At 45.4% G+C, this 12,241-nt stretch carries 8 protein-coding genes; 6 read left to right on the plus strand and 2 right to left on the minus strand.

Annotated features, from left to right (window positions below):
- The first annotated feature begins 281 nt into the window (after window positions 1–281).
- From ACYIB7_RS00410 to ACYIB7_RS00435, 6 genes are all read left to right on the plus strand, one after another.
- A complete protein-coding gene (locus ACYIB7_RS00410) occupies window positions 282–3,338 on the plus strand; it encodes a SusC/RagA family TonB-linked outer membrane protein (RefSeq protein ID WP_103982792.1) in 3,057 nt (1,018 codons plus the stop codon).
- Window positions 3,339–3,350: 12 nt separating this feature from the next.
- Window positions 3,351–4,970 carry a RagB/SusD family nutrient uptake outer membrane protein gene (locus tag ACYIB7_RS00415; RefSeq protein ID WP_103982791.1) on the plus strand — a complete coding sequence of 540 codons (1,620 nt, stop codon included), beginning with the start codon at window positions 3,351–3,353 and terminating at the stop codon, window positions 4,968–4,970.
- 135 nt (window positions 4,971–5,105) lie between these two features.
- On the plus strand, window positions 5,106–6,668 hold the full coding sequence (locus ACYIB7_RS00420; protein ID WP_480337748.1) for a hypothetical protein: 1,563 nt from the start codon (window positions 5,106–5,108) through the stop codon (window positions 6,666–6,668).
- On the plus strand, window positions 6,658–7,026 hold the full coding sequence (locus ACYIB7_RS00425) for a hypothetical protein (RefSeq protein WP_480337750.1): 369 nt from the start codon (window positions 6,658–6,660) through the stop codon (window positions 7,024–7,026). The genes ACYIB7_RS00420 and ACYIB7_RS00425 overlap by 11 nt, the downstream gene beginning before the upstream one ends.
- 12 nt (window positions 7,027–7,038) lie before the next feature.
- Window positions 7,039–7,191, plus strand: a complete 153-nt coding sequence (locus tag ACYIB7_RS00430; protein WP_099463965.1) for a DUF5989 family protein — start codon at window positions 7,039–7,041, stop codon at window positions 7,189–7,191.
- 18 nt (window positions 7,192–7,209) lie between these two features.
- Window positions 7,210–9,066, plus strand: coding sequence for a glycoside hydrolase family 127 protein (locus ACYIB7_RS00435; RefSeq protein WP_480337751.1), 1,857 nt, complete (start codon window positions 7,210–7,212; stop codon window positions 9,064–9,066).
- Window positions 9,067–9,388: 322 nt separating this feature from the next.
- Here ACYIB7_RS00435 and ACYIB7_RS00440 read toward each other — a convergent pair whose 3' ends face one another.
- Window positions 9,389–11,527, minus strand: coding sequence for a hypothetical protein (locus tag ACYIB7_RS00440; RefSeq protein WP_480337752.1), 2,139 nt, complete (start codon window positions 11,525–11,527; stop codon window positions 9,389–9,391).
- 21 nt (window positions 11,528–11,548) lie between these two features.
- Entirely contained in the window at window positions 11,549–12,223 is a 675-nt protein-coding gene (locus tag ACYIB7_RS00445) for a DUF6261 family protein (protein ID WP_480337754.1), read from the minus strand.
- Window positions 12,224–12,241 lie beyond the last annotated feature (18 nt).

Genomic DNA, 12,241 nt, shown 5'->3' on the forward strand with positions numbered 1-12,241 from the left:
AGTTTGGAATATTATTATCTATATTTGTAAAGTTCTAAACGAATAAAAGATTTGCTGTGGATAAACCATAATTCATGATAATGAATAGGACGCTGTAGAACAAATGATATTTATGTATGCTTCATCTGAAATGAGATAAATATAAACTTATAATTTGTTAGCCTATGGAGTAAGGAAGTGACAAAATTTGAATCAAAGAGAATAGTCATACTACTTAATTTAAAATCAGTACAAGACTCTCCTCCTTAAATCTGAGTATTAAATAAAAACACTACAATTGTATGGAAAGAATTTGTACAGAGAGTTTACCACCTCTCCGAAAAATGCACAACGAAAAAAAACGAATAGCAAAATTAATTTTAATCGCTCCTTTTATTTTTGCTACTGGTACATATGCTGCAGATGGCAGTAATGTACAGAACGAAGCGAGTCCTATGATTACACAGCAAAAAACTCGTCAGATTACAGGTACTGTGGTTGATAAATCCGGCGAACCTGTTATTGGTGCCAATGTTGTAGTAAAAGGTACTACAAACGGAACTGTAACGGACATCGATGGAAAGTACGCCCTGGATGTTCCTGATAAAGCAATTCTTCAGATCTCTTATATCGGTTATTTGACACAGGATATTCCTGTAGGTAATCAAAATGTGATGACTATCCGTCTGGTTGATGACACGCAAAGTCTGGATGAGGTGGTTGTTGTAGGTTATGGTACACAGAAAAAGGGTGAAGTAGCCAGCGCTATTTCTACCATTAAATCTGATAATTTTGTGAAGGTTCCGACTTCGGATGCTGCTCAGCTTATCCGTGGCCAGGTGGCCGGTTTGAGCATTGTTACTCCTGATGCTAACCCGGTGGGGAATTCACAGATTTCATTGCGTGGAGCCAACACTTTGCTGCAAAGTGCAGCACCTCTGGTGCTGATTGATGGTATACCAGGTGATATGAATATGGTTTCACCGGACGATATCGAACAGATCGACGTTTTGAAGGACGGTTCGGCTGCGGCCATCTACGGTACCCGTGGTACAAACGGTGTAATCCTTATCACAACAAAGAATGCTAAAGGTGAAATGCCTACATCAGTAGATGTAAATGCTTATCTTGCCACTCAGCAGATAACAAAAAAACTGCCTTTCTTCACTGCCGACGAATACCGTAATCTGGTGGCTCAGGGAAAACCGGGAGCACAGGATGACGGTTCAAGTACGAACTGGCTGGACGAAGTAATGCAGACTCCTCTGACCCAGATATATAATATCAGCTTGCGTGGCGGTACGAAAACTACTAATTATGTGGCCAGTTTCGAATATCGTGGTATCGAAGGTATTATTAAACGTACCAAGAACCAGATGTATTATCCGCGTGTGGAAGTTACTCACCGCATGTTTAACAATATGTTGAAATTGAATGCTAGTTTGAGCGGATACAAACAATCTTATTTTGCCGGTTCGGATGATGATAACGGTTATAATAAAGAAGTATACCGTAATGCAATTACTTATAACCCAACTACTCCGGTTAGGGGGGAAGATGGTAAGTGGTCTGAAAGCCCTTCAAAAACAGACTATTTGAATCCGGTGGCTCTTTTGGAAGAGGTAGAAGGTGAAAACCAGGCGACCAACCTCCGTATGTTTGCTTCCGCTACATTGACTCCGATTGAGGGGTTGGATATTAAATACCTTGTATCATCCAATACTTATAACCAGACACGCGGTTATTATGAAACAACAAATCATATTGCTTCATATAAAAACGGCAGAACCGGTTTTGCTTCAAGAGGTACAAAACGTAAAGTAGACGATCTGTCCGAAGTGACTGCTTCCTGGAAAAAGACTTTGTTTAAAGATCATACATTCTCATTACTGGGAGGTTATAGCTGGATGCGTACAAACTATCAGTTCTATTGGATGCAGAACTTCAACTTCCCTTCTGACGATTACACCTATAATGGTATGCAGACAGGGCAAGCATTGAAAGACGGCCGCGCTGCTGAAAATTCTGAACAAACCGAAAGTTTATTGATTGGTTATTTCGGTCGTTTCAACTATAGCTACAAGGGCAAATATATGTTGGCTGCCAGTGTGCGTCACGAAGGTTCTTCTAAGTTCGGTGCTAACCATAAATGGGGTACATTCCCATCGGTATCAGGTGCATGGAGCATTAAGGATGAGGATTTCATGGAGGATGTTAAACCGTTAAGCCAGTTGAAACTGCGTGCGGGTTATGGTGTAACCGGTACGGCTCCGGAAGAGGCTTATATGTCATTGAATACGTTGGATTTCGGTACGTATGTATATTATAACGGCTCTTTTATTAAAACAATCCGTCCGGCTTCCAATGCCAACCCAAACCTAAGATGGGAACGTAAGAAAGAGGCCAACGTGGGTATCGATGCCGGTTTCTTGGACGACCGTTTGACGGCTACGGTAGACTATTATCATCGTACAACAAGCGACCTGTTGTGGAGATACCAAGTTCCTCTTCCTCCGTATTTGTATTCTGATATGACAGCAAATGGTGGTTCGGTTCGTAACCAAGGTATTGAAGTAACGGTTTCTGCTCTTCCTGTACAGACAAAAGACTGGCAATGGCAGACATCTGTGAACTACTCTACCAACAAGAGTGAGTTGCTTTCTTTGTCGAGCGATATGTATGTGTCTAATGATTATTCAGATCAGGGATGGTTGCCCGAACCTATGCAGATGGCCACACACCGTATTGAAGTAGGCCAGCCTATCGGTAATTTCTACGGATATAAGAGTATTGATATTGATGAAACCGGACACTGGATTATTGAAGGTGCCGACGGCAATCCGAAACCTATCGCCGATCAGGTTCCCGATGATAAGAAGGTAATCGGTAATGGTCTTCCTAAGCATTATCTGAACTGGAACAATACCGTCAGATGGAAAAACTTCGACTTGAATGTAACGATGCGCGGTGCATTCGGATTCGACATCCTGAATGTCGCTAAGTTGCAATTTGGCGCTCCTATCATGTTGACTCGTGGTAATATCCTCAATACTTCTTATGATAAAGTATATGGCAAAACTCCTCTGGCCGACGATCAGGGCTTGCAATATGTAAGTTATTATGTAGAAAAGGGTGATTACTGGAAGATCGACAATGTAACGTTGGGATATACATTCAACTTTAATACCTGGGTGAAGAGCTTGCGTGTTTACGGAACAATCTCTAACCTGGCTACCATCACCGGATATTCGGGCATCGATCCTGAAGTCAGCATTGGTGGCCTTACTCCGGGTGTTGATGATAAGAGTCGTTATCCGGCAGCAAGAACGTATACGTTAGGTGTATCTGTTAAATTTTAATACGTGAAGAATATGAAGACATATATTAAATTAGCTGTTGCTTTGTTTTGTATGGGTTCTGCCGTAAGCTGCAGCAATAATCTGGATGAGAAAGTATTCTCAAAGGTAACCGAACAAAACTATAACTATACCGAAAAAGACTTCGGGCCTACGGTTGCAAGTGTGTACAGTTATTTCCGTTTTATTGCCCACGAGAGATATTGGGCTGCACAGGAAATCAGTTCCGACGAAATTGTTATGCCACCCAACTCTTCCGGTTGGGATGATGGTGGGACATATCGTATGATGCACTATCATAAATGGACATCCGAACAGCAGCATCCGTTGCACATGTGGAATAGTTTCTATCAGGGCGTTGTGTTGTCAAACACCGTACTTTCTCAGATTGCTTCAGGCAAATTGCCGGCTGCATCCGATGCAGAAAAAAAAGCAGGTATTGCCGAGCTGAGAGCCGTGCGTGCTTATTTCTACTGGTTGATTTGTGATAATTTCGGCGATGCTCCGTTGCTTACCGAACCTACCGTAGATTTACCGGGAAAGGTAACACGTAAAGAAATTTTTGATTTCGTGGTAAGCGAGTTGAATGAAGCAATTCCTGACTTGAGCGAAGAACAAGGCGGCAAGATGTACGGACGTCTTAATAAATGGGCTGCCAAATGTGTGTTGGCAAACGTATATCTGAATGCAGAAGTGTATGTTGGCGAGAGCCATTGGGATGATTGTATTGCTCAGTGCGATGATATTATCAACAGCGGCAAATGCGCATTGTCTCCAAATTACAAAGACTCGTTCCGTGCAACAGGAACCGAATCTTCAAAAGAAATCCTGTTTACCATTCCGTATGACAAGACACTGGCCGGTGGCCAAAGCATTCACATGTTTTCTTGGCATGGTGAATTGCAGAAGAAGTTCGACTTGGAAGCAACTCCTTGGGGCAGCGGATCGGCTATGGGTATTACGCAGTTTATCGACACCTATGATCCTGCCGATACACGTTTGTCGGACACATGGTTGATGGGTGACCAATATTCATACGACGGAACAACGCTGTTGATGTGTACATACGATAAGAAAGGCCAGCCACTGAGCTTCCAGAAAGAGGTAATGAGCGGAAACTATACAAACGAAACAGACGGTTACCGTATGAACAAGTTTGAAGTTCTGCCACGTACACCGGGTTCTTCCGATACCGACTTCCCGTTGATGCGTTATGCAGAAGTGTTGCTGATGAAGGCCGAATGTTTGTTGCGCACAGGCAAACCGGGTGCAGGGGCTTTGGTAACACAAGTTCGTCAACGTAACTTTAAGGATAATCCTGAAAAGGCTATCGTTACCGACGAACAGTTGAAAGCAAACACCTCTTATCGCTATGGCTTTGTAGAAAACTACAAGATTGTGAAAGATGGCAATACCGATCCTGTTCAGTTCGGACGTCTGTATGACGAATTGGGTTGGGAGTTTGCTTGGGAAACCCACCGTCGCCGCGATATGATCCGCTTCGGAACTTATACGAAAAAGAGTTGGCTGTCACACGAACCGCAAGGCGATTACCGTACCGTATTCCCTATTCCGGAAAGTGTACTTACATCCAATCCGAATCTGACACAAAATCCGAATTATACTTCAAAGTAACAGCAGATTGCTTCTGAAATAAATTCAATGTAACTTTGTTTCATGCCGATGCAAAAAAGTTTTATCGGCATGAAACAAAAGTTTTGTTAGGACGAAACAAAAGTTTCACAGGCATAAAACAAAGTGAAACATAGTATGAAAAGACAACACACATATAAACTGATTGCCATACTTTTGCCGTTCATCCTGGTGGCAGTGGTAGAAATCATTTTGCGTATAGTTAATTACGGATATGATACCCGCTTGTTTGTTACCGATCAGGACGCCCGTTTTTGGGTGATGAACCACGACATCTCTAAAAAATACTTTACCGCACACCAGAATGCCACTATTGGCAACCGGGAAACATTCTATAAAAAGAAACCGGCCGGTACGTTTCGCTTCTTTGTACTTGGTGCATCTTCCTCCATCGGATTTCCTTATATGCACAACGGCTCCTTTGCCCGGATGCTGAAATATAAACTGCAATTCCGTTTTCCACAGAACAATATCGAAATCATTAACCTTTCCCTTACCGCTATTAATACATATGCCTTATACGACTTCTCCAGACAGTTGGCAGATTATGAACCCGACGGTGTTCTTGTTTATGCCGGACATAACGAATATTACGGTGCGTTGGGTATTGCTTCTTCGAGCCGGATAGGCCGTAACCCGTTATTAATACGGACGATGCTTGCTGCCCGCAACCTGAAACTGATACAAGCCTTTTCTCAACTGGCCGGTAGTTTCAAACCCAAAGATACTTCTGTTACTGACCAGGACCTGACTTTAATGGAACGTATGGCTGCACGTCAGCAAATTCCTTACCAATCCGAAGCATGGCAGGACGGGATCGAACAGTTCGACCGCAATCTGGGTGATATGCTGTATTTGTTTGAGCAACATCATATCCCTGTTTTTATCGGAACATTAGCCTGCAATCTGAAAGGACAAAAACCATTAAGCAAAGACTCTGTTTCTGTCCGAAATAATGCCATACAAGAATATAATTTGGCGGAAAAGGCGTATGCCGACTCGTCATGGCACGAAGCACAGCAGCATTATATGCTGGCCAAAGAGTATGACGGCTTGCGTTTTCGTGCTCCTGAGGCATTCAATGACATTATTCGCAAGTATGGTAAACAGATACAGAATGTTTATGTGACAGATATTGCCGCCCGTTTTGCCGCCAACTCGCCCAACGGCATTGTTGGAAATGAACTTATGCTAGAACATGTGCATCCTAATCTGGCGGGGCAACGGCTCATTGCCGACTCCTTCTATGATGCTTTGCTAGCCGATTTTCCGGCATTCAAAACTTCTGCACAGGTGGGTACTACTGTCGATTTGGCTACGGAATATCCGGTAACTTCTTTTGATACCATCTACGGCGATCTGGTAATATGGAAGCTCCGGCAGCAATGGCCTTTCAACGAGCCGGCCTCAAAACTGAATTATGATAAAAACAACCGCGAGTACAGAACAGCTGCACAGTTTTTTGTTCGCAAACTGAACTGGGGACAAGCCATGCAGCAGTTGAATAATCACTATATACAGAATAAGGATTATGCCGGTGCCCTTCGCATTGTTGAACAGATGTGTCTGGAACTTCCGCACGAAAAGGTTTTCCTGAAACAGGCGGCCTCTTTGGCTCTTCGTTTGCAGCAACAGGAAAAAGCGTCTTATTATTTAAAACAGGCAGGTTATGGCGGATAGACGGAAGAATATGGAGTTTGGTCTTCTTGCTGCATTGGTATTATTGGTTGCCGGCCGGTTTAGGGATTTGCAGCTTTCGGCCGTTATTATTATAGTGCTGTTGATCACGTTGCTTTTTCCGAAGCTTTTCACCCCGTTTACGTGGCTGTGGTTTCGTCTGGGCGAGATATTGAATGTGGTAGTTACCAAAATACTTCTTTTGCTGATCTTCTGCATTGTCGTAACTCCGGTTGGCTTGTTACGGAGAATATTGGGCAAAGATGCCTTGTGCCTCCGGAAGTTTAAGAAAGATACCGGTAGCGTGTTTGTGGTGCGCAATAAGCTATATGAAGCTTCGGATTTGGAAAAACAGTATTAACACATAGATAAGATGACAGACTTTATAAAGGAATTTTTCGGTTTTCTGGTACACCGGAAGAAGTATTGGTTGATACCGCTCGTTATCATCCTGCTGCTTATTTCGTTGTTGGTTGTGCTCACGCAGGGCACGGCTTTGGCTCCGTTTATTTATACCATTTTTTAATTACTTAATTCTAATAGCATGAAACAGTACGTATTATTATCCCTTGCCTGCCTTTCGTTGTGGGGATGCAAGGAACAGCAAGTTACAAAGGAAGCGCCGCTTAAGATGATTGAGCAAGTAGACTTCTCACATGTAAAGATACAGGATAACTTCTGGTCGCCGCGCCTGGCTAAACACATATCGGCCACGCTTCCGGTTTGTATCGATCAGATCGAAAACCAGACGGGACGCATCCGCAACTTCGAGAATGCCGCGAAAGGTGAAGGGGAGCACTCCGGTATCTTCTTCGACGACTCCGATGTTTATAAGGCGCTTGAGGGCATAGCTTACAGCCTTATCAATAACCCCAATCCCGAACTTGAAAAGAAAGCCGATGAATGGATCGACAAGTTTGCCGCCGCCCAACAACCGGATGGTTACATCAATACGTTCTACACCCTCACCGGACTGGATAAGCGGTGGACCAATATGGATAAGCACGAGATGTATTGTGCCGGACACATGACCGAGGCCGGTGTTGCTTATTACAAAGCCACCGGAAAGCGTAAACTGCTGGATGTCTGCATCCGCATGGCCGACCACATGATGACGCAGTTTGGCCCTGATAAACGCCATTGGGTTCCCGGGCACGAGGAGATAGAACTGGCGCTTGTCAAGCTCTATGAGGTGACACAGGAGGAGAAATATCTCGACTTTGCCAACTGGCTGATCGAAGAACGCGGCCACGGCCACGGAACAATGGGAGGCGAGGGTGAATGGAATCCTTACTATTACCAGGATGAAATGCCGGTGCGAGAGATGACGGATATTGCCGGACATGCCGTACGCTGCATGTATCTTTATTGCGGCATGGCCGACGTGGCTGCCCTGAAGAAAGACACAGGATATATAAAGGCATTAGACCGCCTTTGGGATGATGTGGTGTTGCGCAATATGTATATTACCGGCGGTATAGGTTCGTCGCGACATAACGAAGGCTTTACCGAAGACTATGATCTGCCTAATCTGGATGCCTATTGCGAAACATGTGCTTCGGTGGGTATGGTATACTGGAATCAGCGTATGAACCAGTTCACCGGCGACTCAAAGTATATAGACGTGCTTGAACGTTCGATGTATAACGGTGCTCTGGCTGGTATTTCATTGGCGGGTGACCGTTTCTTCTATGTAAATCCGTTGGAATCGAAAGGCGAGCACCACCGCCAGGCATGGTATGGTTGTGCATGTTGTCCGAGCCAGATTTCACGCTTCCTGCCTTCTATCGGTAACTATATTTATGGTACTTCCGACAAGGCTATATGGGTTAACTTGTATATGGGCAATACCACCGAAGTTCCGACCGACAAAGGTAATATCGTATTGAAACAGGAAACCTCCTATCCATGGAGCGGACAAGTACAACTTACGGTTTCTACATCTTCTCCATTGAAGAAAGAGATACGTATGCGTATTCCGGGTTGGTGTAAACAATATACGCTTGCTGTAAATGGTAAACAGGTTAGCCCTGCGATAGAAAAGGGATATGCAGTGTTGGATAACGAATGGAAGTCCGGCGATATCATTACATTGGATATGGCTATGCCTGTCGAAATGGTTGAAGCCGATTCCCGTGTGAAAGAGAACATTGGCAAACGTGCCATTCAGCGCGGACCGCTTGTTTATTGTATGGAAGAAACCGACAATAAGCAAGGTTTTGATAAATTGGCCGTCTCTGCGGCAACCACTTTTACCGAAGGATTCGATGCAAACCTGTTGGATGGAGTAGTAGCTATCCAGGCTGCCAATGGCAACGAAAACATCCGCTTGGTTCCTTACTATACTTGGGATAACCGCGACGCCGGTAAGATGAAAGTGTGGATAGATTATAAGGAGTAAGTAGCCGGTAGACAATTCAAATGAAGACAAGAAGGTGTGTCTAAAGTCGAAATTAAGGATGTACATTCACTGTCGGCTATAGCCTGGTTTTAGTTACCGTCCGCTTCAGCGGACGGCCTAAAGTATGTTCTCTTTGTTGGCTTTAGCCTAAGTTCGGTTGCCGTCTACTTTAGTGGACGGATTAAGGGATGTACATTCTTGTTGGCTTTAGCCAAATTTCTTTCCGGTTGGGCTAAAGCCCTTGAAAGAGGATGGCTCTACTATCCATCGGTTAAAACCGACGGCAATTGAAACCAGGCTAAAGCCATATTCTATCTACCAATCAGATATCCCGGACACAGCGAACACAGTTGCTGCCGTTCGTGGTGCCGTCACCGAAACCGCCATTGCCGAAGTACAGTCCGCAGCGTTCGCCGGCACTACCAATGTAGACCGAACTACTCCAGTACCAATTGCTGATGAACGCAGCGAAGCCGGATATGGACTCTAGTTTAGACTTATTCTGATACATGGCGAACAACTCGATCTGAGTAGGAAGACGCCAACCACTACCGAGCTTAGTACATTCTGCCTTAGCTGCACCAGTACCGTAATAATAAGCACCCGAAGGCTGAGTCTTAGACACCTCGATAGAATAAGGTGTACTTATAGTAGCGGTAGAAGATACACCTTTATAATCGGAACCTGTAGTACCAGAAACCGCACCGCCATCGTAATTGAATGGAGGGTAATAAGTAAGGTTTTTCCCAGAAGGTATGGCAGTTTTATAAGCATCGGCCAAGGCCTGGTTGATGGTGACCACAGGCAAGTTATCCCGCACACAGCGGACATACCAACCGCCGTCCGTGCCGACGTGATTGAAACTGCCATCACTGAAGCCCAGTAGGCAGCGTGTGCCGGCATAACCATTGGTGACCGAACTACTCCAGTAGTACTTGCTGATGAACGCAGTGAAGCCGCTTGTTGCTTCCAATGTCGCCTTATTCTGATACATTGCGAACAACTCGATCATTGTTGGAATACGCCAACCGGAAGGACACTGATTATAATAAGTATTATATGGACCATAACCCAAATCGGATTTTGCAACCTCGAAAGAATAAGGCGTATTTACAGTAGCGGTAGAAGAAACGCCCATATAATCGGAACCCGTACCGGAAGGAGCGCCACCATCGTAATTGAATGGAGGGTAATAAGTAAGTTTTTTCCCCAGGGCTTCCAGTTTCGCCTTATAAGCCGTAGCCAACGGTTGATTAACCGATACCCATACAGAAGCTACGCTGTGCCATATCCGGGGATCGTCATTCTTGTAGTATAAGTTACCGGTGTAGTTTGTTACTTCGTTTCTAATGAATTCGAGCGGGGAGTTGATGTTTACCGTCAGCGTGTAGTTTGTGTGTCGGCGTAACGAGAAGTCTTCCACACTGCCGCTTTTGCCCATAAAGACGTCGAAGTGGCATGTGTAGGCATCGTCTGTCGCCAGGGTTTTGCTTCCTGTCAGCATTACCCTCGCAGCATCGGGTGCTTTCAGCCTGTTTCTTTCGGTGGCGTTAGTGGCCGAGTAGCCGGATTGTACATTCTCTCCTACATACCAGGTTACGGTGTTAGCATTTACGGAGGTGGAGTTCTCCACTCCTGCGGTGTTAGTGTTGCTTCCTGTTCCGTCGTAGTTGTTTTTTGTTCCGAAGCACTTTTTTCCTGCGTTTACGAGTTGGATTCCTGTGCGCGGTATGTTTCCTCCGCCTTGTGAGGTATAGGGTATGGAGAAGGTTTGATTCACCACCGTTACTTTCGCCAGCGTGCGGTATAATGAGACAGAAACAACGCCATCAAAAGAACCGGATGATAGATTGGCCGTTGCTGTTCCCGCGTAGGGTACGTCCGCGTCTGCGGCTATATTGTTCGTCATCACCAGTGTTTGAAAGGTTGCATAGTTTCCTGTGAAGTTCGCAAAGTTTCCTGTTCCTCCTGTGCTGGCGTAGTTGTTTGTTGCTGCATTGTCGTTTGCTACAATCACCAGCCGGCAACTTGTTGCTGCCGGATTAGCTACGTTTGTAAAGGTTACTACTTTGTTTGTGTTTGCCGTCATGGTTCCGATGTTGGCTCTGCCGTTGAACGTTCCGTCACTTTTAAAAAGGAGGGCGTAGACGTTCTTCAGCGTTGTTGGCGCTTTGGTGGAAGGCATATCCGCAGAACAACTGTCAGTATCACTCGATACCAGTTCGTAGTAGAAGCCAGCTTGCGCGGCTTCGCTTTTCGGGGCTGCTTCTCGGATCAGCGCTCTCGTCTCCGGTATGGCTTCTACGCCGGTTTTGAGCGTAAGTGTCAGGGTGTGTCCTGCTGTGGGGTCTTTTTCCGGTTCGTCGTCGTCGTTGCATGCGGTCAATGCAGGCAGCATTGCCAGCATTATCAGGAAACCGGTCGCGAGGGCCGGGTTCCGAGGGTTGTTGTTCTTTTTCATATAAAATGTGTGTAAAGGGGGTTATACAATCGGCGTGTCTGGCTTCTTGTTTTTGCCGGCTTTTGCCGCAATCAGGTCCGAGTACTTTTTGTAGATCTGGTTTACGGCGTCTATAAAGGCTACGGTTTCTGGTGTCGGTTCCATTTCTTGCATGGCGTTTACGCGGCGTACTATCGCATCCAGCGCTTCATCTGTTGCTTTGCGTGCTTCGGAGGTTTCTACTTTTACACGTGCCGTGTATTCGTCCGTGCGTGTCCGGTCCAGGTCTTTGTAGTCTTGGTTTTGTTGGCTCAGCAGGCTTACGAAGTTTTCCAGTTTCAGCAGTTCGATGTCCGCTTTCGCAGCATCTCCTCCCAGGTCGTTCAGCAGTCCGTCTATCCCGGCTGTTTCTTCGCTGAAGGCTTTTTCGTTGAGTGCGTGATAGGCTCCTAAGATGGCATCCAGCCGTTTGGCTGCCAGTTGCAGTTGTTCGGTGGGGCAGATGCAGTAGGCTTCCACTATGTTTACCATGAACCGGAAGGTGAGGTCTCTGTCTGCGTCCAGTTTTTCCAGTTGTTCTGTGCTTGCGCTTTTTGTGATGCGGTTCACACAGTCTTGTTCCCGTGCAATGGCATCGGCGTAGGTTTTTCGCATTTCGCTGATCTTGGTGTCTGCCACGCTTAGAGGTGTAAGGCGTTGGTTTATTTCCTCGTTCATACCCAGGTGTGCCGCGTT

The sequence above is a fragment of the Parabacteroides sp. KHUB-03 genome (assembly GCF_056640975.1).

What these genes read in the sequence shown, in the direction of transcription:
- ACYIB7_RS00410 (WP_103982792.1), top strand. Translation starts at nt 282, where the DNA reads ATGGAAAGAATTTGTACAGAGAGTTTACCACCTCTCCGAAAAATGCAC.
- ACYIB7_RS00415 (WP_103982791.1), top strand. Translation starts at nt 3,351, where the DNA reads ATGAAGACATATATTAAATTAGCTGTTGCTTTGTTTTGTATGGGTTCT.
- ACYIB7_RS00420 (WP_480337748.1), top strand. Translation starts at nt 5,106, where the DNA reads ATGAAAAGACAACACACATATAAACTGATTGCCATACTTTTGCCGTTC.
- ACYIB7_RS00425 (WP_480337750.1), top strand. Translation starts at nt 6,658, where the DNA reads ATGGCGGATAGACGGAAGAATATGGAGTTTGGTCTTCTTGCTGCATTG.
- ACYIB7_RS00430 (WP_099463965.1), top strand. Translation starts at nt 7,039, where the DNA reads ATGACAGACTTTATAAAGGAATTTTTCGGTTTTCTGGTACACCGGAAG.
- ACYIB7_RS00435 (WP_480337751.1), top strand. Translation starts at nt 7,210, where the DNA reads ATGAAACAGTACGTATTATTATCCCTTGCCTGCCTTTCGTTGTGGGGA.
- ACYIB7_RS00440 (WP_480337752.1), bottom strand. Translation starts at nt 11,527, where the DNA reads ATGAAAAAGAACAACAACCCTCGGAACCCGGCCCTCGCGACCGGTTTC.
- ACYIB7_RS00445 (WP_480337754.1), bottom strand. Translation starts at nt 12,223, where the DNA reads ATGAACGAGGAAATAAACCAACGCCTTACACCTCTAAGCGTGGCAGAC.